We start from the raw sequence: 21,657 nt of genomic DNA, 5'->3' as shown, positions 1-21,657 counted from the left end.
ATGCTGACCCGGTACGAGGATATTCCGGCGTACAAGACGCTCGACGGATCGGAAATCCGCGAACTGATGCACCCGGCCGTGCACGGTAACGTCCGGCAGAGCTTGGCCGAAGCTTTGGTCGGGCCGGGGGCGACGACGCTGCGCCATTACCACCGGTGCAGCGAAGAGCTGTATCACGTGACGGCAGGCGAGGGCTGGATGACGCTGGGCGAGACGCGATTCGCGATCGCGCCCGGTGACACGGTGCTGATTCCGCCTGGCACGACGCATTGCGTCGAGGCGGCAGCGTCCGGGCCGCTACGTCTCTTATGCTGCTGCAGCCCGGCCTACCGGCACGAGGATACGGTCTTGCTTTAGCGTGCGGCGGCGCAGGCGGTCGTCAGCACTGGCTGTTGGTTGCGCGTTTCGCGCTTCGTATCGGTGCTTTGCCGCTTCGTCAGTGTTTCATCGATGAAGAACGCCAGTCGGACGATGGCAAACAGCACGACGGCAGTGGCGATGGAGAGTGCAACGCGAAGTTCGAGGGAATGATTGATAAGATACGAGGATTGCATGGCTGAACCATTGAAGGATTGAAAATCGATGGTTCCGAGTATAAAAAAATGGCGGCGGCGGGTCTGTTCCGACTTTGCGCGCGTTTGTAACGCTTCGTGATGCTTCCGGTATTGCCGGTGCGCCGCAAGCACTCCCAGTTCTGATGCGGCGGCGGAGCCGTAGATCGATGTTCCTGAAACAATCGCGAGAAATCCTTTTGCATGCGGCCCCGATGCTGATCGCGCAACTTGCGTCGATGGGCATGATGATCATCGACACCGTGCTGCTTGGGCATCATGGCACCGAGGATCTTGCCGCCGCGGCGGTCGGCAGCGGCATCTATGTCGCCGTCGTGTTCGCGCTGACCGGTGTCCTGCAGGCAGTTTCGCCGACGGTGTCGCATCTCAAGGGGGCGGGGCGCGATGACGAGATCGCCGGGGCGCTGCAGCAGTGCTTCTGGTTGGCCTTGATCCTGACCGTGCCGGGCGTCGTCTTCCTTCAGCATCCGGACGCCCTGCTACAGCTTTCGGCGATTGAGTCCGGCGTCGAGGCGAAGACGAGAGCCTATCTGGCGCTGCTCGCCTGGGGCATGCCGGCGGCACTCTTCTATCGCACCTTCTATGCGTTCAGCAATGCGCTCGGCCATCCGCGTCCGCTGATGCTGATCTCGCTCGGCGGCACGCTGCTGCACGGCGGGGTGGCGTGGTGGCTGGCCACGCAGGCCGGTCTCGGCGTCATCGGCTGCGGCATTTCGAACGTGATGGTCGGCTGGTTCTCACTAGCCTGCGCGGCCATCTTCATGCTGCGCGGAAAAGCCTTCGCGGTGTATCGGCTGGTGCAGGACTGGCAGCCGCCGCGCTTGCCGGCGATGGGCGAACTCGTCCGCCTCGGCCTGCCGATGGGTTTTTCCAATTTTGTCGAGATATCGGCTTTCACCCTGACCTCGCTGTTCGTCGCGCAACTCGGTGCGCCGGTGGTGGCCGGGCACCGGGTCGTCGCCAACCTGGCGGCGATCTGCTACATGCTGCCGCTGGCTGTGTCGATCGCGACGCTGGCGCAGGTCGGGCTCGCCGCCGGCGCACACGATTGGCGTCGTGCCCGCGTGTCGATCTCGGCCGGTTTGGTCTTGGCCAGCGTCCTCGCGACGCTGCTCGGCGGTGCCTTGTGGCTGGCCGAGCGTCCGCTGGTGACGGCGTATACCAGTGATCCGGCGGTACGCGCCGTGGCGCTTTCGCTGATCGGCTATGTCGTCGTCTATCAGTTGTTCGACGCTGTCCAGACCGTGGCGGCGTTCGCGCTGCGTGGCTACAAGATCACCTTCCTGCCGATGTTCGTGCACCTTTTCTGTTTCTGGGGCGTCGGTCTGTTCGGGGGGTGGTGGTTGGCCTTCCGCCAGCCGGCGCCGATGGGCGTTGCCGGCTTCTGGGCAGCATCGCTCGTCAGTCTCGTCCTTGCCGCGCTCCTGCTTGGCGGGATGCTGTGGCGCGCCGTTCAGGCGCGGCGCTGACCAGACTCCTTGTGCGGCCAGACACGTGCTTCGCCCGTTTTGCCCACGCTCAGGCGGGCATCGGTTTTGTCGGGGGCGTCGAGTTTGACCGAGACCTCCCGCAGTTCGTCGCGTCGGAACGTGTGTACGCGCAGCATTTCCCCTGCCTGGCGCCGGGCAAGCATCGCTTCCAGCGTCGTCGGCGTGACGCGCAGGCCGTCGATCGCCACCAGCAGGTCGCCGGCGGCGAGTCCGGCAGCCTGGGCCGCACCCCCGTCATAGACATGCGTGAGGCGCAGAAGCTCGCCTTCGGCCGTCGTCTTGACGCCGAGCGAGGGCGTCCTGGCCGCGGTCCAGTCGAGTCGGATGCCGTGCCCGGCAAGCAGGCGCGCGAGCGGCAGTTCGACAGTGCCATCGACGAAATCGGCAAAGAAGCGGCGGAGGCTGTGACCTGAGAGTTCTTCGGCCAGCCGCCGGATGCCGTCTTCTTCGACGCCGACGCCCGTCAATCCGTGGCGCGTCCAAAGCGCGCGCATGACGTCGTCAAGCGAGACGCGGCCAGCGGTCTTCCGGCGCAGCGTCAGATCGAGCGCCAGGGCGACGAGCGCGCCCTTTGCGTAGTAGCTGACGACAGCGTTGGGCGTGTTGTCGTCGGGGCGGTAGAACTTGCTCCAGGCATTGAAGCTCGAATCGGCGAGCGACTGGCGCAGGCGTCCTGGCGTGCGCGCGACATTGCCGATCGTTTTTCCGAGCAGCGTCAGCCAGTCGTCGAGCGTGATGACGCCGCTGCGCAGCAGGGCGAGGTCGTCATAGTACGAGGTGATCCCTTCGAAGGCCCAGAGCAAGCGGGTGTAGTTCTCGCGCTCGAGGTCGTAGGGCATGAATGCCGCCGGACGGATGCGCTTGACGTTCCAGGTGTGGAAGTACTCGTGGCTGCAGAGTCCGAGGAAGCTGCGGTAGCCCTCCGTCATGGTCGTCATGCCGCGGAACGGCAGGTCGCGTCGCGAGCAGAGCAGCGCGGTCGAGGCGCGATGCTCAAGTCCGCCATAGCCTTCGCCGACGGCGGTGACCAGGAAGGTGTAACGCTGCATCGGCGCCGGTTGGCCGAAGAAGCCGATCTGCCAGTTGCAGATGCGCGTCAGGTCGGCGGTCAGTCGGTCGATGTCGGCGTCGTGCTGCCCGGTGATGGCGATTTCATGTGGGACGCCGCCGGCGTCGAAGGTCGCGAGCGTGAATCGGCCCATTTCGACCGGGTGGTCAATTAACTCATCGTAGTTGTCGGCGCGATAGAGACCGAAACCATGGTGCCGGGCGCTGCCGGGTTCGCCGCGTGCCGGTTCGAGGCCGGTGGCGACGCGCCAATCGGTGGCATGCTGCGGCGGGCGGATATCGACCCAGAGTGGTGCGTCTTCCTGCCCAAGAACGCGCAAAAAGACGCTGGTGCCGTTGAAAAAGCCGTGTGTTTCGTCGAGATGCGCGCCGCGCACCGACAGGTCCCAGGCATGGATTTCGCAAATCACGCTCAGCGTCGCGCCTGCGCCGATGGGGGCCGCGTGCCAGCTGTGTTTGTCGAGTTGCGTCAGCGCGACCGCCTTTCCCGCCGATTCGGCATGGATTTCGACGATGTGCCGGGCGAAGTCGCGGATCAGGTAACTGCCGGGAATCCAGGCCGGCAGGGCGAGTCGCTGCCCGTTGGGGGCCGGTTGCGGGATATCGCAGCGGACAGTAAAACGGTGCGCTTTTGGGTCGGTCGGTGTGATCGTATAGCGGATCGCAGGTTGTCTTTTTGCTTGCATTTTTCTAAATCGGGATTGAATTGATGCAGATCAAATGGCATTCTACGCTTCAGCGCGGTATGCCCAATGGAAATCCCGTACGTGCGCTCCGAACGCCGGGGTATGTTCGGTTACAACTTGTGATTCAGAACCTGTCGAGGAATAAATGAAAAAAAATCTTCCCGTCACCAACGTCGAGACCCTGCTGCCGGAGAACGAGTTCATTTACTCGCGTACGGATTTGAAGGGGCAGATCACCGAGGCCAACGAGGCGTTTTGCGCCGTCAGCGGCTTTACCCGCGAGGAAATGATCGGTGAGCCGCACAACATGGTGCGTCATCCCGATATGCCCGAAGCCGCGTTTGCCGACATGTGGCGCGACCTTAAAGCTGGGCGCCCGTGGCGCGGCATCGTCAAGAACCGGCGCAAGGACGGCGGCTTTTACTGGGTCGTCGCGAATGCGTCGCCGGTGCGGGAAAACGGGCAGGTCGTCGGTTACCAGTCGGTGCGCAGCCGGCCGGCACCGGCGGAGATCGCCGCCGCTGACGCGGCGTACCGGAAGATTAATGCTGGAGACAAGAGCCTTGTCATCAAGCATGGCAAGGCAGTGAAGAATCGTTCCGCTGCCGTGACCGGGTTGCTCTCGTTGCGCACCCAGATGCGGGTGCTGGCCGTCCTGACGCTGGTGCTGGCGGGTATCGATCTGTCGGAGTCTTTTTTCAAGGTCGACCTGATTGGATTGCATGAAGCCGTCATGGCGGCAAACGTACTTTTTGCCCTGTATTTCCTCCTTTTCTACGTGCCGGGCCTGGTGCGTGATATCCAGTTGGTGGTGAATTGGCAGGAAGAATTGCTGTGTTCCGGCAATCTCAAGAAACGGATAACGTCGGATCGTCCTGGCCTGATCGGCGACATGATCAACCAGATGGATACCTTTGTTTCTTCCGTTCAGGCGACGGTGCAGGGCATGGCCGACACAGCCAAGCATGTCAGTACGGCAACGAGCGAAGTCAAGAGTGGCATGCACGTCGCCTATGAGTCGGCCAAGAAGCAGAGCGAGGCGACATCGGCGGCAGCAGCGGCGGTCGAGGAGGTGACGGTGTCGATCGGCGAGGTCGCCGAGCACGCGCGTTCGACCAAGGATGTGGCCGAGAGCGCCGGGAGCGTCTCGAATGAAGGCGCGATGCGTTCGGGCGAAGCCTGCGAGACGATCACCTCGCTGGCCGATACGGTCAAATCGTCGGCGGGACAGGTCGAGTCGCTTGGGCAGCGTTCGGCCGAGATCAGCCAGATCGCCGGCGTCATCAAGGAGATCGCCGACCAGACCAACCTGCTGGCGCTCAACGCGGCGATCGAGGCGGCGCGGGCGGGGGAACAGGGTCGTGGCTTTGCCGTCGTCGCCGACGAAGTGCGCAAGCTGGCTGAACGGACCGCCAAGGCGACCCAGGAAATCAGCAGCATGATCGAGTTGATCCAGAACGAGACCAACCAGGCGGTGCAAGGCATGCGAGCCGGGGCGTCGCAGGTCGAAGAGGGCGTCAATCTTGTCCATTCGGCACAGGAAGCGCTGGAGCGGATCAAGAGCGAGATGGAGGGTACGATCCAGCGCGTCAACGAAATCTCGCATGCATCTTCCGAGCAGCAGGTGGCGATGACGCAACTGGCCCAGAACGTCGAGCAGGTGGCGATGATGACCGAGCAGAACGTATCGGTCGTCAATCAGACCGAGTCGATGACGATGAAGTTGGCGGGGCTGGTCGATCGCATGAACAAGTCGGTTAATCAGTTCAGCATTTGAACCGGCGGCACCCTTGCCGGCCTTCCGGAAAACCCGCCTGCCCGGCGGGTTTTTCTTGCGCGGACCTGTCGTCGGTCGGCGCGGTACTTATCTGAAAATCGCGCAAGCCCGGCGTTGAACGTTTTCGCAATATCGTGCTCAAAACCCTGCGACGGATGTGTTTTTAACCGTCGTTTTTTCACCGGCGGTCTGGTCCCGTGTTTTTACGGTGCTGTCTGACTGGCCGATAACCTCCATGATGTGTGAGTTTTTTCGATGCCGTTGCCTCCTCCAACCAACGAACGGACGCGTATTCATCAGCGCTCGATGACATTCCAGGGATTCCGCCGGACGGACGATCTCTGGGACATCGAGGGGCGACTCGTCGATACCAAGGACCAGCCTTTCGACATTCAGGGCGATCTGCGCATGCCGGGCGACGCGGTTCATGACATCAGCGTGCGAGTGACGATCGATCATCGCATGAATGTGCTCGATGTTGCCGTCTGTGCCGACGCAACGCCGTTTCCGGGAACGTGTGCGGCGCAAATGCCTGACTATCGGGAGGTTGTCGGACTGAACCTGTTCAAGGGCTTCGTCAAGGAAGTCAAGAACCGCTACGGCGGAACGCAGGGATGTACGCATGTGAGCGAACTCCTGATGGCGATGCCGACGGCCGCCTTCCAGGCGTTCGCTGGACAGGTGAAGCACGAGGATCGTGTGGATGGCAATCAGGTGCCTTTCCACCTCGACCGTTGCCACGCCTTGAGTCTGGATTCCGACGTGGTGCAGCGCAGTTATCCGCGCTGGTACCGCGCTCAGAAGGATGGGCAGGAGGGAACCCTGCCCGTAACGTCGTAGCCTGACATCTCAATTCCATAAGGGTGACGCATGAAGATTCACGAATATCAGGGGAAGGAGCTGCTGCGCAAGTTTGGCGTCGTGGTGCCGCGCGGGGTGTTCTGCCAGTCGGTCGATGAGGCCGTCAAGGCGGCTGAATCCCTCGGCGGCAAGGTCTGGGTGGTCAAGGCCCAGATCCACGCCGGCGGGCGCGGCAAGGGTGGCGGCGTCAAGCTGGCGCGCTCGCTCGACGAAGTGCGCCAGTATGCCGGCCAGATCCTTGGCATGCAGCTGGTGACGCACCAGACCGGGCCGGACGGACAGAAGGTAAGGCGCCTGCTGGTCGAGGAAGGCGCCGATATCCGCAAGGAGTACTACCTTGCCGTGCTGACCGACCGGAAGACGCAGAAGGTTGCAGTGATGGCGTCGTCCGAGGGCGGCATGGAGATCGAGGAAGTTGCCCAGCATTCGCCCGAGAAAATTCTCACGGCCTATGTCGATCCGATCGACGGGCTCAGCGATGCCCAGGCGACCGAACTGGCGACCGGCATCGGCATCCCGGCCGGGTCAGTGGCGCGGGCGGTGGTAGCGCTCAAGGGGCTGTATGCCTGTTACATGGAAACCGATGCGTCGCTGGCCGAGATCAACCCGCTGATCCTCGAAGGCGATGGCACGATCAAAGCGCTGGACGCCAAGTTCAACTTCGACGACAACGCGCTGTATCGCATCCCCGACATCTTCGCTTACCGCGACATCGACGAAGAAGATGCCAACGAGATTGAGGCGTCGAAATTCGGGCTGGCGTACATTTCTCTGGACGGCAACATCGGCTGTCTGGTGAACGGCGCCGGGCTGGCGATGGCGACGATGGACGTGATCAAGCTGTACGGCGGCGAGCCAGCCAACTTCCTCGACGTCGGCGGCGGCGCCTCGGCCGAAAAGGTGACCGAAGCATTCAAGATCATGCTCAAGAACGACAACGTCAAGGGCATCCTGGTGAATATCTTCGGCGGCATCATGAAGTGCGACACGATTGCCAACGGCGTCATGGCGGCGGTGCGGCAGACCCAGCTCAAGGTGCCGCTGGTGGTGCGCATGAAGGGGACGAACGAGGAGCTCGGCAAGCAGTTGTTGCGGGATTCCGGGCTGCCGATCATTCCGGCGGACACGATGGCCGAAGCGGCCGAAAAGATCGTCGCGGCAGTCAGATAAGGGGGCCAACAATATGTCGATTCTCATCAACAAGGATACCAAAGTCATCACCCAGGGCATCACTGGCAAGGTCGGGCAGTTCCATACCGAGAAGTGTCAGGAGTATGCCAACGGGAAAAACTGTTTCGTCGCCGGTGTCAATCCCAAGAAGGCCGGCGAGTCGATCTTCGATATTCCGATCTATGCGTCGGTGAAGGAGGCGTCGGCTGCCACCAGTGCCACGGTGTCGGTCATTTACGTGCCGCCGGCCGGTGCCGCTGCGGCGATCTGGGAGGCAGTCGAAGCCGATCTCGACATGGCGATCTGCATCACCGAGGGTATCCCGGTGCGTGACATGCTCGAGGTGCGCAATCGCATGAAGCGCAAGGTCGCCGCCGGAGGCAAGGAAACCTTGCTGCTGGGGCCGAACTGTCCCGGACTGATCACGCCGGACGAAATCAAGATCGGCATCATGCCGGGACACATCCACCGGCGCGGCCGCGTCGGCGTGGTGTCGCGCTCGGGGACGCTGACCTACGAAGCCGTGGCGATGCTGACGGAATTGGGTCTTGGTCAGTCGTCGGCGGTCGGCATCGGTGGTGATCCGATCAACGGCCTCAAGCACATCGATGTCATGCGCATGTTCAACGACGATCCCGAGACTGATGCGGTCATCATGATCGGCGAGATCGGCGGTCCCGACGAGGCGGACGCAGCGCTCTGGTGCAAGGAGCACATGAAGAAGCCGGTCGTCGGCTTCATCGCCGGTGTCACCGCGCCACCGGGCAAGCGGATGGGCCATGCCGGTGCGCTGATTTCGGGCGGTGCAGATACGGCCGAGGCCAAGCTCGAGATCATGGCGTCCTGTGGTTTCAAGGTGACGCGCAATCCCTCGGAACTGGGACGCATGGTCAAGTCGCTCCTCTAGGGACGCGGTCGGTCCCCGAGCCGTCGCAGGCATGCGGCGGCTCTTTTTTGTTGCATCCGGGGTATGCTAGTCGCCTTGCGCGCGGTCGTTGCCGCGCCGTGATGGACGGGGAGCCGATCGATGCAAATCAAATGGCTGGACGACTTTGTCGCCTTCGCCAAGACCTGCAGTTTTTCCCGCGCCGCCGACGAGCGTGAGGTGACTCTGCCGGCCTTCGGGCGGCGGATCAAGGCGCTCGAGTCCTGGGTTGGGGTGCCGCTCGTGAATCGGGGCACCTATCCGGCGACGCTGACCGAGGAGGGACGGCTGTTTCTCAAGACCGCCCAAGAGGTGGTGGCGCGACTTGAAGATAGCCGCGCCAGCCTGCGCGCGCGCGCCATGGCCGGCGAGGAAACGCTGAGCATCGCCACCGGTCGCACTTTGGCGCACACCTCGATTCCGGCGATGCTCGATCAGGTGCGCCAGCGCGTCGGCGCGATTCATGTGCGCATCAGCACCGGTTCGGTGCATGACATGGCCTTACTGCTCGAGGAAGGCGGCGCCGATGTGCTGATCAGTTTTTTCCACCCGGCGATCGGTCTCAGTCTCGATGCGCGCAGCTTCGAATTTCTGGTTGTCGCGCGCGAAGGGTTGATTCCGGTATGCAAGCCGGATGCAGCCGGACGGCCGCTGTTTCCGTTGGCGTCGGGGGCCGCGCGTGTCTTGCCCTTGCTCGCCTACCATCGCAATCTGATGATGGGCAATGTGCTCGATTGGCATCTTGCCCGGCGCAACGACGTGACACGCTTTCACCGCGTCTTCCTCGCCGATTTTGCCGAGGCGTTGCTGGAACCGGTGCAACAGGGCGTCGGTCTTGCCTGGTTGCCGCAGCGACTGGTCGTCGCAGCACTTGCCGCGGGGCGCCTGGTCCATGCCGGCGGCGTCGACGACGAGATCCCGCTCGAAGTGCGCTGTTTCCGTCATCGCCATCCCGCCAAGGGGCTGGTCGAGCAGTTCTGGCAGTGCCTGGCTGAACGTCCCTTGCCGCCATTGACGTTGGAAGCTGGTGCCTAGATGCTGCGTCCCATGTTGCCGTTTTGGCAATTCGGACTGCCATTCTGGCAGTCACGCCATGACGCGCTCATTCTATAATCCGAGACTGGCTTAATAGTTGCTTTCCCTAACGTCATTTTTGTTCGCGAGAGAAGCCCATGAAACTGCCATTTTTCCGCACTTCCGTAGTCCTGCTGACGGCGGCCTTTTCCGTTGCGGCCCAGGCCGATGTCTATCCGAGCAAGCCGATCACCGTCATCGTTTGCTACAGCCCCGGCGGCAGTAACGACATGATCGCGCGCACGGTGTCCGAGGAACTGAGCAAGCGCCTCGGCCAACCGGTGATGGTCGAGAATGCGGCGGGTGCCGCCGGCACCATCGGCGCTGCCAAGGCGATCCGTTCGCCGGCCGACGGCTACACGCTTCTGCTCGGTTCGGGCAGCGAAATCTCGATCGCCAAGCTGACGACGCCGTCGGTCAAATATGACGGACAGAAGGACCTGGCGCCGATCACGATGATCGGCACGCAGCCGATGATTCTCGTCGGCGCACCCGGCACGGCGCCGAAGAATACCGCTGAGCTTCTCGCCTATGCCAAGGCCAATCCGGACAAGCTATCGTTCGCCTCGTCCGGTGTCGGCACGCCGCTGCATCTGTCGGGCGAACTGATCAAGCAGAAGGCCAAGATCAGCATGGAACACGTTCCGTACAAGGGCGCGGGGCCGATGCTGACCGATTTGCTCGGTAACCAGATCCCGCTGGCGATCACTGTTTTGTCGTCGTCGCTGCAGCACGTCAAGGCCGGCAAGCTCAAGGCCTACGGCGTGACCGAACCGCGTCGTGCGGCAGTGCTGCCCGATGTGCCGGCGTTGGCCGAGACCAAGGGCCTGGAAGGGCTGGATATGAGCATCTGGTGGGGCTTCTTCGCGCCGCTCAAGACGCCGGACGCGATTGTCCAGCGGCTCAACAAGGAACTGGTCGAGGTGCTGAAGACGCCGTCGGTCGTGCAGAAATTGACCGAGTCGGGGGTGGTGCTCTCGGTGCGCGGGCCGAAGGATTTCGCCAAGTTCGTCGACGGCGAGACCAGCAAGTACCGTCAGATCGTCCAGGCTGCCAATATCCGCACTGAATAATGTGCCGTCGCCGTGTGCCATCCCGGCGCACGGCGACTTTCGCTCAATCCTGCCGCCGATGGCCGTAATGATTCGGTCGCGGCGGTTCAGTTTTTCATTTGATCGCCATGTTTCTTGAGACGCCCGACCTGTCCATTTACCGCGCCGGCAATACCGGTATCGATTACGTCCACACGTTTGATAGCGGCATTGCCGGTCCGCATGTCTGCATCAATGCGCTGACGCACGGCAATGAAATCTGTGGCGCCTGGGCCGTCGACGCGCTGCTGCGCGAAGCGGTGCGGCCGGTGCGCGGCAAGCTCAGCCTGTCGTTCGCCAACGTCGGCGCCTTCGCCAGCTTCGATCCCGCGCATCCCGAAGCCTCGCGCTGGATCGACGAGGATTTCAACCGTCTCTGGGATGTCTCGACGCTCGACGGTCCGCGTCAATCGGCCGAGCTGACGCGGGCGCGGGCCCTGCGCGGCTTTTTTGCCACGGTCGACTATTTGCTTGACCTGCATTCGATGCATACGCCGGGGCCGGCGATGGGGCTGAGCGGTCCGACCCGGGGCGGTCTCGATTTTGCCCACCGCCTCGGCCTGCCGGGGTATGTGGTGATCGACGCCGGCCATAGCGCCGGGCGCCGCTTGCGCGACTTCGCCGATTTCAGCGACGAAGCGAGTCCGCGCCAGGGCTATCTCGTCGAATGCGGCTTCCATTTCGAACGCGCCAGCGTCGAGGTTGCACATCAGGTGTCGCGGCGCTTCCTTGACCTGACCGGCGTCTGTCCAGGGTTGGCCGTTTCGGTGGTGACCGCGCCGCAGATGACGGTGCGCATTACCGATGCCATTACCATTCGCAGCGATGCTTTCCGGTTTGCCGAAACCATCGACTCGATGCAGGTGATTGCCAAGGCCGGAACACTGATCGCGCTCGACGGCAACGAAGAGGTTCGCACGCCCTATGACGATTGCGTGATCGTGATGCCGGCGCCGGAGCGCTACATGCTTGCCGGCATGACGGCGGTGCGGCTCGGCCGTCGTGTCGATTGAGTCGGGAGGCTGTTCAGATGATCAAGAACGAGAAGGATTTCTGGTCGGGGGTGATGTTCGCCGCCTTCGGCCTCGCTGTCCTCGCTATTGCCCGTCACTATCCGTTCGGTACGACGACGCGCATGGGGCCGGGATTTTTTCCGATGGTGCTGGCGGCGGTGCTGGCCGTCTTCGGCGTCATCCTGATCGTTCGCGCCTGCCTCGCCAAGCGCCGTGACCGAATTACCGGCGTTGCGCTCAAGCCCCTGCTGCTGGTGATTGCGGCGACGGTGCTCTATGGGGCGCTGGTCGAGGACGCGGGCTTCATCGCCGTGACTTTTGCGAGCGTACTGGTGGCGGCGCGCGCCAGCCGGAATGGCAGCGTCGCCGCGCAATTGGCGCTGGCTGCCGGAACGACGCTGTGCTGCTTCCTGATCTTCATCCAGGGACTCGGCCTGCCGTTGTCGAGCCTCGGTGCGTGGCTGAAATAGGGGGCGGCACATGGAACTCCTGAATAATCTGGCCATTGGTTTTTCGACCGCACTGTCGATGACCAATCTGCTTTACTGTTTCTTCGGCGTCCTGCTCGGCACGCTGATCGGCGTGTTGCCCGGTCTCGGTGCCGTGGCGACGATCGCGATGTTGCTGCCGGCGACTTTCAGCCTGCCGCCGGTGTCCTCGCTGATCATGCTGGCCGGGATTTACTACGGCGCCCAGTACGGCGGGTCGACGACCGCGATTCTCGTCAATCTGCCCGGTGAATCGTCGTCGGTGGTGACCGCGCTTGATGGCTACAAGATGGCCTGCCAGGGACGCGCCGGCGCGGCTTTGACGACCTCGGCGGTCGGTTCCTTCGTCGCCGGGTCGCTCGCGACCTTGCTGATCGCGATGTTCGCGACGCCGCTGTCGGCCTTTGCGCTGGCTTTCGGTCCGCCCGAATACTTCTCGCTGATGGTGCTCGGCCTTGTCGCCTCCGTCGTTCTCGCACACGGTTCGCTGCTCAAGGCAATCTGCATGATCATCCTCGGCCTCTTGCTTGGCCTCGTTGGCACCGACGTCAATTCCGGCCTGTCGCGCTTCACTTTCGAGCAGCCGCAAATCGCCGAAGGCATCAGCTTCGTCGCCGTCGCCATGGGCCTCTTCGGTATCGGCGAAATCGTCCGCAACCTCGAGCACGAGGCGGGCGGGGCGCGTACCGCCGGTATTCCCCGCGTCGGTAGCCTGATGCCGACGCGTGACGAGATCCGGCGCATCATCGCCCCGATCTTTCGTGGGACAGCGCTGGGTTCAATCCTCGGCATCCTGCCCGGCGGCGGTGCCATGCTGGCTTCATTCGCCTCGTATTCGCTCGAGAAAAAGCTGTCACCGCATCCGGAAACGTTCGGTAACGGCGCCATCGAAGGCGTCGCCGGTCCGGAGTCGGCAAACAACGCAGGCGCGCAGACGTCGTTCATCCCGATGCTGACGCTCGGTATTCCGTCGAACGCCGTCATGGCGCTGATGGCCGGTGCGATGATCATGCAGGGGATCCAGCCGGGGCCGTCGGTGATGGTCGAGCAGCCGGCGCTGTTCTGGGGCATGGTGACGTCGATGTGGATCGGCAACATCATGCTCGTCATTCTCAACCTGCCGCTGATCGGCATTTGGGTCCGCCTGCTGGCCGTGCCGTATCACCTGCTCTTCCCGGTCATCATCGTGATCTGCGGAATCGGGGCCTTTTCGGTTAGCAATAGTGTCTTCGACATCCACCTGATGGCGGCCTTCGGCGTCCTCGGTTATGTCTTCTTCAAGCTCGAATGCGAACCGGCGCCGCTCTTGCTAGGCTTCATCCTCGGGCCGATGATGGAGGAATATCTGCGGCGCGCCATGTTGCTCTCGCGCGGCGATTTCACCGTTTTTCTGACGCGTCCGATCAGTGCTACCCTGTTGGCCTTGTCGGCGGCGGCGCTGGCGCTGGTCGTCTTACCGGCCTTCCGCAAGACGCGCGAAGAAGCCTTCCATGAGGAGGACTGAGTGCAGGCGATGCCGGCCCGTGCCGGCATCGTTGCCGTCGTTTAGCGACCTTCCTTGATGACGCGTTCATTGACCGGCTGGATCGGCCGGACATTGTTCTTGTAGATCGTCGCGAATCCGGCCAACTGTTCCTTCGAGACCGAAACCGGTGTCTTGAGCACCAGCCAGAGCACGCCTTCGGTGCAAGGCGGAGTCGTCAGCGAACCGAGGAAGGTGTAATAAGCCCGTTTGGCCGGTAGAAGGTCGGTCGGGTCGAAGCGGACATCCTTGCGGACGACAGGTTTTTCCTGTTCAAGCGGCAGGTAGGTCCATAGGCCCCGGATCAGCGGATGTTCCTTCTTGCCGGCCTCGAACAGCACCGCGACGACGGCCAGTTTGCCTTCCTTCGATTGATGAACGAGGTGGGCGACCATGTCGTAGGTCTTGCCATTGATCTTTTCTTCGCTCGGCTTGTGGAAGTGGAACTGCACGAGCGAATAGACCTGGCCGTCAACGGTGATCGTGCCGGCGTCGGGTGTGTCGACTTTGATGCTATGGCCGTTATCGACGATCGAGAGCGGAATGCTCTTGTAAGCGAACTGGATCGGCGGCAGGTCGGCCTTGATGGTCTTGCGGATGTCGATCGGTGACTGGCGCAGGCCTTGCCGGCAGAGCGCGTATTCCGGGTTAAGTACGCCCCAGTTCTCCGGGCCGGTGGCGCCGCCGTAACTCCAGTGCGGATGCGGGGCCGGTTCCTCTTGCCCTTTCTTGCCGCCCTTTTTCTTGACGGGCTCGGGGGGGGGCGGCGGTGGCGGTGGCGGCGGCGCGGCGACGACCGGTTTGGTCTTGGGCCGGCAGGCGTAGGCGAAGACCGTTTCGAGACTGGAATCGGGTGTGACCGGACGTACCTCTCGGGGGTCGAAACCTTCGGCCTTCACTTCCGAGCCATCGAGCGCCGTATAGCTTTGCTGCACGATTGCAGCGAGTCGTTTGTCGCATTGGAACTCGCCGAGCGTCGTCAGTCGCGTGTAGGAGTACGCTTCCGATTCCGGGCGTCTTGGGGCTGCATAGCTTTCGCGGTACCAGAGACGAACCTTCCCTTCTTCGGGGCGCAGTACGCTGGCCGTGTCGATTTCGATTCGTGCGCCGTCCTTGCCGCCGCCAATGGGCGTCCACTTGGCGGCGAACGTGGTCGACGAAATTGTGAGCGCCGCCAGCAGAAACAGCGCGCGTGGGGTGGTCATGGGAAACTCCGGTGACATCGTGCGCCGATTCTAATGACAAATGATCGTTCGTGTCAGCACTGGTCGCACTTCAGCGAGCATCTGTGGAAGGCGGCGGCGCCTGAGCGGATGCTATCTTTCCTGTGGATAAGCATGCAGAATAGACGGATGACTCTCCGGCCCAGTCGTAGCGGAGGGTGTTTTGGGAGATAACGGTCCGAGCGAGGACAGCATGCGTGCAACGGGGTTCGCCATCGAGGGCGCTTCAATTGCCAGCCAGCACGGCAGTGTCGCCGCCGTGCCGGGGCTGGGCAGCGCCGATGCGGCCGGGCTTTGCACGTTGAGCGTATCGCTCGAAATGGTGGAGTGTTCCGACACCGGTCTCCGACGCGATCACAACGAAGACGCCGTTTTTTCCGACGCTGCGCAGGGCCTTGCGCTCGTTGCGGATGGTATTGGCGGTCGCAGTGCCGGGGAGATCGCCAGCGCGATGGCGGTGACGTGCTTGTCGGCAGGTCTGCGCGAGGATGTGGCGCGTTTGCGCGTGCGGCGCCAAGGTCCGGAAAGCGACGAACGATTCTTGCGCAACCGGATGGCACAGCGGATTCATGAGGCGAACGAAGCGATCCTGGCGGCTGCCCAGCGCACGCCGCAGTACGCGGGCATGGGAACGACGCTGGTGGCAGCCGTTTTTCATGACGATCGAGTGATCGTCGCGCATCTCGGCGACTCCAGGCTGTATCGTTTGCGCGAGGGAGCGCTTTCCTCGTTGACTCGCGATCATTCTCTGCGGCAGGAACAGATTGATCAGGGACTGCTGATGCCGCACATGGCGCGCCAGGCCCGGCATCGCCATGTCATTACCCGGGCCTTGGGCGTTGATTCCGGGGTGCAAGCCGAGATCGCCGCGCATGGCGTGGTCTCCGGAGACGTCTATCTGCTGTGCTCGGACGGACTGACTGACATGCTTGAAGACGTCGAGATCGAGGCGACGCTGATTCGGTGGGCGAACGATGTCGAGGCGGCGGCGACGGAACTCGTGCGCCTCGCCAATGCGCACGGGGGGCATGACAATGTCTCGGTGGTGCTTGTCCGCGTTGCCGGAGAGAACGCGGTAGCCCGTCGCGGGTGGGCGAGCTTTTTCCGGCATCTGGGATGGGGGGGGGGCGGAAATGATTCGCGCGAATGGTGCGGTGGGGGCGTCGGTTCGGTGGCGCAAGCGAGCGCGAGGAGTGTTCGGCGCGGTGATGCCTAATTGTGTCAGGGGATCCTGGTGAAAAGAAATCTGGTCCGTATCGTCCTCGGTTTGCTTTTCGGGGTGGTACTTCTGGTTCATGCGGCGAAGGTCGTACAGATTCCGTTGCTCAATACGCTTGACGCTTTTATTTACGATGCCCGTTTGCGCTTGACGGCCGAGGGCGGTGTTGACGATCGCGTCGTCATTATCGACCTCGACGAGCGCAGCCTGGCGGAAGTCGGGCGCTGGCCATGGAGTCGCAACACCATGGCGGCGCTGGTCGATCGCCTGTTCGATGAGTATGGCATCGCCGTGCTGGGCTTCGACGTGGTATTCGCGGAGCCCGACAATAGTTCCGGCTTGCGTTCGCTCGACGCGCTCGCTGGCGGGGAATTGCGCGGGGATCCGGCCTTCAAGTCAGCGGTCGGGCGCTTGCGCGATTCGCTCGACTATGACCGGCAATTCGCCGAATCGTTGCGCGGACATGCGAATGTGCTGGGCTACTATTTCAGCAATGCCGACGATGCGCGCAAGAGCGGCGTCTTACCGGCGCCCGCGTTGCCTGCCGATGCTTTCGCCGGACGACCGATTGCCTTCACACACTGGAATGGTTTCGGTGCCAATCTCGCCGAATTCCAGAAAAGCGCGGGCGCTGCCGGACATTTCAATCCCTTGATCGACTTCGATGGTGTGTCGCGGCGAGTGCCGATGCTGGTCGAGCACAATGGCCAGTACTACGAGTCCTTGTCCTTGGCAGTAGTACGCAGCTTGCTCGGCAAGCCGCCGATCTGGCCGGGTTTTCCCGAAGACGGGCCCAGCGCCGGCGGCGATTACGGCGGGCTCGAATGGCTCGACCTGCCGACGGCGAAGGGGGCGCTACGCATTCCCGTCGACGAGAATGTGGCAGCCTTGATTCCATTCCGCGGCCGGCAGGGGAGCTTCCCGTACCTGTCAGCGGTCGATGCGCTGCGCGGGCGACTGTCGCCCGATCAGTTGCGCGGCAGGGTAGTGTTGATCGGCACGACCGCACCAGGACTCATGGACTTGCGCTCGACGCCCGTCGGCAATACCTATCCGGGCGTCGAGATCCATGCCAATCTGGTCGCCGGCATGCTTGACGGGGCGCTGTCGCAGAAGCCGCCGTATGCAATCGGCGTCGATACGGTGTTGGTGGCCGTCACTGCGCTGCTTTTGAGTCTGTTGTTGCCGATCCTGTCGCCGTTACGGGCGAGCTTGCTGGCGTTCGCCGTCCTAGCCGGTGTGACAACGCTCAACGTGATGCTTTGGTCATCGGGGGTGGTGTTGCCACTGGCGGCCCAGATCGTGCTGATTCTGTCGCTCTATGCGCTCAACATGTCCTGGGGCTATTTTGTCGAGTCGCGCAGCAAGCGTCAGTTCACCGAGTTGTTCGGCCAATACGTGCCGCCCGAACTGGTCGATGAGATGGCGCGCGACCCGGAACGCTACAGCATGGAAGGCAAGAAGGAGGAGTTGACCGTGCTCTTTTCCGACGTGCGTGGTTTTACAAGCATTTCGGAAGGCCTCGACTCGAAGGATCTGGCCCTGCTGATGAACGAATATCTCGGTGCAATGACGCAGATTGTCCAGAAGAATCGCGGGACGCTCGACAAGTACATCGGCGATGCCATCATGGCCTTCTGGGGGGCGCCGGTCGCTGATCCGGAGCATGCGCGCCGTGCCGTTCTGACGGCGCTTGAAATGCAGAAGGCGCTACGGTCGCTCGATGCTCCATTCCAGGCACGCGGATGGCCTGTCCTGCATATTGGCGTCGGCATCAATACCGGCTCGATGACGGTCGGCGACATGGGCTCGATCGTGCGCAAGTCCTATACCGTGATGGGAGATGCGGTCAATCTCGGCTCCCGTCTCGAGGGCATTACAAAGCAATATGGTGTTGGTATCATCGTTAGCGAAACGACGCGGGCGCAGTTCGACGGGGCTGTGTATCGCGAGCTCGACCGGGTTCGCGTCAAAGGCAAGGACGAGCCGGTGGCGATTTTCGAGCCACTGGGACTGGTTGGCGACGTCGATGCGACGGTTGTTGATATGCTGTCACGATGGACTCAGGCGCTGGACGATTATCGCCGTCAGGACTGGGATGCTGCCGGCGTGCAACTCGAATTCCTGGTGCGGCAGAGTCCCGAGTGTTCTCTCTATCGTCTTTACGTCGATCGTATCGCACGTTACCGGTTGGAGCCTCCCGGTGCCGCTTGGGATGGCGTGACGACTTTCGAGACAAAGTGATCGGGAGCGCAAGAAAGGAAGTGCTATGAAAGTCAGGATTCTAGGCTGCAATGGCGGTATTGGCGGGAAGCATCTGCGCACGACGTCGATGCTGGTCGACGACGACATCCTGATCGATGCCGGTACGGGCGTGGACGACCTGACGCTGGCCGAACTTGCGAAGATCGATCATGTCTTCATCACCCATTCGCACCTCGATCATATTGCCGCGTTGCCGCTGATGATCGACTCGATTGCCGATTTACGCGAAACGCCGGTCACGGTGTATGCGATCGCGCCGACGCTGGAAATTCTGCGTAACCATGTCTTCAATTGGGCGATCTGGCCGGATTTCAGCGAAATCTCGATTCGTGACAAGCCGGTGATGCAGTACCAGACGATCGGCGTCGGCGAGACGCTGCATTTCGGATCGCGCACAATTACCGCGATGCCCGCGCTGCATACTGTGCCGGCGGTCGGTTACCATCTCTATTCGGGCGCGGCGAGCCTGGTTTTTACGGGGGATACGACGGTCAACGACGCTTTCTGGCCGCTGCTTAACCAGATCGAAAATCTGCGTTATCTGTTGATCGAAACGGCATTTTCGAATCGCGAGCGTAATCTGGCGGTGGTGTCCATGCATCTGTGTCCGAGCATGCTGGCTGAGGAACTTGCCCGGATGACGGTGTCGCCGGAAGTGTATGTCTCGCATCTCAAGCCCGGGCAGATCGACCTGATCATGAGCGAGATCGCCGATTGTGCCGGTTGTGTTTGCCCACAGATGCTACAGAACAATCATGTTTTCGAGTTCTAGCCCCGCGGGAAGTCCGGAGAGTTTGCGTAGCGACGGGGCGGGACGCGCGACCGCTCCTTATAAAAACAACTTATTTAAACTGATGTGAACCATGGGAATTCCAGGCGCAGTGGAAATTGATCGTCGGCTGGCCTTTCTGAAGGCGCTGCAGGTCGTTACCAACAAAATTCATGCGACCAACAACGTCGATGAAATCATGCTGGAGATGTCGCCGGACATCTGCCGGCTGTTCGAATGCGATCGGCTGACCTTGTATGTCGTTGGCGAGGATCGGCAGAGCATCGTTTCCAAGATCAAGACCGGGCTCAATTCGTTCAAGGATCTCCGTTTGCCGATTACCGAGCAGAGCGTTGCCGGGTATGTGGCGACGATGCAGCGGCGGGTGAATTTGCGTGACGTCTATGACGAAGGCGAACTTCGCCAGTACAGCGCCGGCATGCACTTCCTCAAGGAGGTCGATCGTCGTACCGGTTATCGCTCGAAGCAGATGTTGGTGGCGCCGATCGTCGATGCCGGTCGCCACGAACTGCTTGGCGTCATCCAACTGATCAACCGGCTGTCGGATTCGCCCTTCCCGCCCGAGGCAGAGGAGGGGATCGACGGTTTGGCGCAAACGTTGGCCGTGGCGCTGACCCAGCGCCTCAAGCCGCGGCCTTTCGTGCAGTCCAAGTATGACGCGTTGGTATCAGACGGTGTTATTTCGGCAGCCGAACTCGATCTTGCTCAGCGTTCGGCACGACGCAAGGGGGTTGATCTCGAGGAGGTTCTCATCGCCGAGTTTCAGGTGCGGCCGGCGGCCATCGGCGATGCGCTTTCGCGGTTTTTCGGCGTGCCCTACGAGCCGTTCAAAACGGACCGCATCAAGCCGATGGAGTTGCTCAAGAATCTCAAGCGCGACTATGTCGAGGCCAATGCCTGGCTGCCGATCGAGGAGAATTCCGAAGGCATCGTCGTGCTGGCGCTCGATCCTGAACGCATCCGCAGTTCTCGCATTGCCAACAACGTGTTTCCCAAGAGTCGGATCAGTTATCGCGTCACCACCTGTGTTGAGTTCATCAAGGCGATCGAACAGTTCTTCGGGGCCTTGTCGGACATGGGGTCGGTCGGCGAGATGCTCTCGGGTCTCGACGACGAGGACGCCGAAGCCGGAGGCGGTGGCTCGGACGAACTTTCGGCCGCCGCCGACAACGAACTGGTTCGCCTCGTCAACAAGATCATCGTTGATGCCTACCAGCAGGGCGCTTCGGATATTCACATCGAGCCGCGGCCGGGCAAGGAAAAAACGCAGATCCGGTTCCGCAAGGATGGCACGCTCGGGGTCTATATCGAGATTCCCGCGTCCTATCGCAACGCGCTGGTGGCGCGCATCAAGATCATGTGCGACCTCGATATTTCGGAAAAGCGCAAGCCGCAGGATGGCAAGATCAAGTTCAAGAAGTTCGGCCCGCTCGACATTGAGTTGCGTGTCGCGACGATCCCGTCGGCGGGGGGCGTCGAGGATATCGTCATGCGCATCCTGGCTGCCGGCGAACCGATTCCGCTTGAAAAGCTTGGTGTCGCTGCCAGGAACCTGGAACGGCTCAAGGAGACGGTGAGCAAACCTTACGGCCTCTTTTTCGTTTGCGGACCGACGGGGTCGGGCAAGACGACGACGCTGCATTCGATCCTGCATCACATCAATACGCCTGAAACCAAGATATGGACGGCGGAGGATCCCGTTGAAATTACCCAGAAGGGCTTGCGCCAGGTGCAGGTGAACAAGAAGGCCGGCCTCGATTTTGCAACCGTCATGCGAGCTTTTCTTCGTGCCGATCCGGATGTCATCATGGTCGGCGAAATGCGCGACAAGGAAACGGTCTCGATCGGTATCGAAGCCTCGCTGACTGGCCACCTGGTGTTCGCCACGCTGCATACCAACAGCGCGCCGGAATCGATCAACCGGCTGCTTGACATGGGCATGGATCCCTTCAACTTCGCCGATGCCTTGCTCGGAATCCTTGCCCAGCGCCTGGCCAAGCGGCTGTGTTCCGCGTGCAAAGAGGCATACGAACCGACGGACGAAGAAGTTCGCCAGCTGTTGCACGAGTATTGCGAGGAGCTCTCCGCCGCCGAACGCTGGCGGGCCGATCCCAAGGCGGCGGCAGATGCGGTCTATGAAGAGTGGACGCAGCACTTCGGCAAGAATGGGCACTTTACGCTGCAACGCGCCAAGGGCTGCGATGTGTGTGGCGGTTCGGGTTACAAGGGGCGTATCGGTTTGCACGAACTGCTGATCGGGACCGATGCGCTCAAGAAACAGATCCAGGAGCATGCGCGTGTCGCCGAGCTTGTGACCACCGCGGTCAGTGAAGGTATGCGCACGCTGAAAATGGACGGGATCGAAAAAATACTCGCCGGTATCACCGACATCAAGCAGGTGCGCGCGGTTTGCATCAAATAGG

18 protein-coding genes are annotated in these 21,657 nt (G+C 61.9%); 15 read left to right on the top strand and 3 right to left on the bottom strand.

The window, feature by feature from the left end:
- Positions 1–357, top strand: coding sequence for a cupin domain-containing protein (locus tag BLR25_RS12025; RefSeq protein WP_091937912.1), 357 nt, complete (start codon positions 1–3; stop codon positions 355–357).
- Here BLR25_RS12025 and BLR25_RS21010 read toward each other — a convergent pair.
- Positions 354–686 carry a hypothetical protein gene (locus BLR25_RS21010; protein ID WP_143009839.1) on the bottom strand — a complete coding sequence of 111 codons (333 nt, stop codon included), beginning with the start codon at positions 684–686 and terminating at the stop codon, positions 354–356. The genes BLR25_RS12025 and BLR25_RS21010 overlap by 4 nt on opposite strands.
- Positions 687–721: 35 nt before the next feature.
- Between BLR25_RS21010 and BLR25_RS12015 the strand changes: the two genes are divergently transcribed.
- Positions 722–2,041 carry an MATE family efflux transporter gene (locus tag BLR25_RS12015; RefSeq protein ID WP_091937908.1) on the top strand — a complete coding sequence of 440 codons (1,320 nt, stop codon included), beginning with the start codon at positions 722–724 and terminating at the stop codon, positions 2,039–2,041.
- Here the strand turns inward: BLR25_RS12015 and BLR25_RS12010 are convergent.
- A complete protein-coding gene (locus BLR25_RS12010; protein WP_091937906.1) occupies positions 2,026–3,816 on the bottom strand; it encodes a M61 family metallopeptidase in 1,791 nt (596 codons plus the stop codon). The genes BLR25_RS12015 and BLR25_RS12010 overlap by 16 nt on opposite strands.
- Positions 3,817–3,961: 145 nt before the next feature.
- On the opposite strand from BLR25_RS12010, the gene BLR25_RS12005 reads away from it, so the two are divergent.
- The 9 genes from BLR25_RS12005 (at position 3,962) to BLR25_RS11965 (ending at position 13,719) form a co-directional block, all read left to right on the top strand.
- A complete protein-coding gene (locus tag BLR25_RS12005) occupies positions 3,962–5,593 on the top strand; it encodes a methyl-accepting chemotaxis protein (protein ID WP_091937904.1) in 1,632 nt (543 codons plus the stop codon).
- Between the two features lie 306 nt (positions 5,594–5,899).
- Positions 5,900–6,433: a DUF2889 domain-containing protein gene (locus tag BLR25_RS12000; RefSeq protein WP_245715541.1), complete on the top strand. Its 534-nt coding sequence runs from the start codon at positions 5,900–5,902 to the stop codon at positions 6,431–6,433.
- 30 nt (positions 6,434–6,463) lie between these two features.
- On the top strand, positions 6,464–7,624 hold the full coding sequence (gene sucC / locus BLR25_RS11995; RefSeq protein ID WP_091937900.1) for an ADP-forming succinate--CoA ligase subunit beta: 1,161 nt from the start codon (positions 6,464–6,466) through the stop codon (positions 7,622–7,624).
- A 13-nt stretch (positions 7,625–7,637) separates the two neighbouring features.
- Positions 7,638–8,531, top strand: coding sequence for a succinate--CoA ligase subunit alpha (sucD, locus tag BLR25_RS11990; RefSeq protein ID WP_091937898.1), 894 nt, complete (start codon positions 7,638–7,640; stop codon positions 8,529–8,531).
- 120 nt (positions 8,532–8,651) lie between these two features.
- Positions 8,652–9,584, top strand: coding sequence for a LysR substrate-binding domain-containing protein (locus tag BLR25_RS11985; RefSeq protein ID WP_091937896.1), 933 nt, complete (start codon positions 8,652–8,654; stop codon positions 9,582–9,584).
- 137 nt (positions 9,585–9,721) lie between these two features.
- Positions 9,722–10,696 carry a Bug family tripartite tricarboxylate transporter substrate binding protein gene (locus BLR25_RS11980; protein ID WP_091937894.1) on the top strand — a complete coding sequence of 325 codons (975 nt, stop codon included), beginning with the start codon at positions 9,722–9,724 and terminating at the stop codon, positions 10,694–10,696.
- Between the two features lie 209 nt (positions 10,697–10,905).
- The gene (locus BLR25_RS11975) at positions 10,906–11,727 is read left to right on the top strand and encodes a M14 family metallopeptidase (protein WP_425438693.1); all 822 of its coding nucleotides are present in this window, start codon (positions 10,906–10,908) and stop codon (positions 11,725–11,727) included.
- Between the two features lie 17 nt (positions 11,728–11,744).
- Positions 11,745–12,197, top strand: a complete 453-nt coding sequence (locus BLR25_RS11970; protein ID WP_091937890.1) for a tripartite tricarboxylate transporter TctB family protein — start codon at positions 11,745–11,747, stop codon at positions 12,195–12,197.
- A gap of 10 nt (positions 12,198–12,207) precedes the next feature.
- Positions 12,208–13,719, top strand: a complete 1,512-nt coding sequence (locus tag BLR25_RS11965; protein ID WP_091937888.1) for a tripartite tricarboxylate transporter permease — start codon at positions 12,208–12,210, stop codon at positions 13,717–13,719.
- A 41-nt stretch (positions 13,720–13,760) separates the two neighbouring features.
- On the opposite strand, the gene BLR25_RS11960 is transcribed toward BLR25_RS11965, so the two are convergent.
- Positions 13,761–14,942 carry a carbonic anhydrase gene (locus BLR25_RS11960; protein ID WP_176785864.1) on the bottom strand — a complete coding sequence of 394 codons (1,182 nt, stop codon included), beginning with the start codon at positions 14,940–14,942 and terminating at the stop codon, positions 13,761–13,763.
- A gap of 211 nt (positions 14,943–15,153) precedes the next feature.
- On the opposite strand from BLR25_RS11960, the gene BLR25_RS11955 reads away from it, so the two are divergent.
- From BLR25_RS11955 to BLR25_RS11940, 4 genes are all read left to right on the top strand, one after another.
- Positions 15,154–16,176: a PP2C family protein-serine/threonine phosphatase gene (locus tag BLR25_RS11955; protein WP_091937884.1), complete on the top strand. Its 1,023-nt coding sequence runs from the start codon at positions 15,154–15,156 to the stop codon at positions 16,174–16,176.
- Positions 16,177–16,194: 18 nt separating this feature from the next.
- A complete protein-coding gene (locus tag BLR25_RS11950) occupies positions 16,195–18,423 on the top strand; it encodes a CHASE2 domain-containing protein (protein ID WP_091937882.1) in 2,229 nt (742 codons plus the stop codon).
- A 25-nt stretch (positions 18,424–18,448) separates the two neighbouring features.
- Positions 18,449–19,216 (top strand): 3',5'-cyclic-nucleotide phosphodiesterase, encoded by a 768-nt coding sequence (locus BLR25_RS11945; protein ID WP_091937880.1) that lies wholly within the window; start codon positions 18,449–18,451, stop codon positions 19,214–19,216.
- A gap of 91 nt (positions 19,217–19,307) precedes the next feature.
- Complete coding sequence (locus BLR25_RS11940; protein ID WP_091937878.1) at positions 19,308–21,656, top strand: GspE/PulE family protein; 2,349 nt, start codon at positions 19,308–19,310, stop codon at positions 21,654–21,656.
- Position 21,657 lies beyond the last annotated feature (1 nt).

The organism is Propionivibrio dicarboxylicus, from assembly GCF_900099695.1.
GTDB classification, from domain to species: Bacteria; Pseudomonadota; Gammaproteobacteria; order Burkholderiales; family Rhodocyclaceae; genus Propionivibrio; species Propionivibrio dicarboxylicus.
Note: the sequence above shows the minus strand (reverse complement) of the source record. Positions and strands in the feature narration are given on the sequence as shown.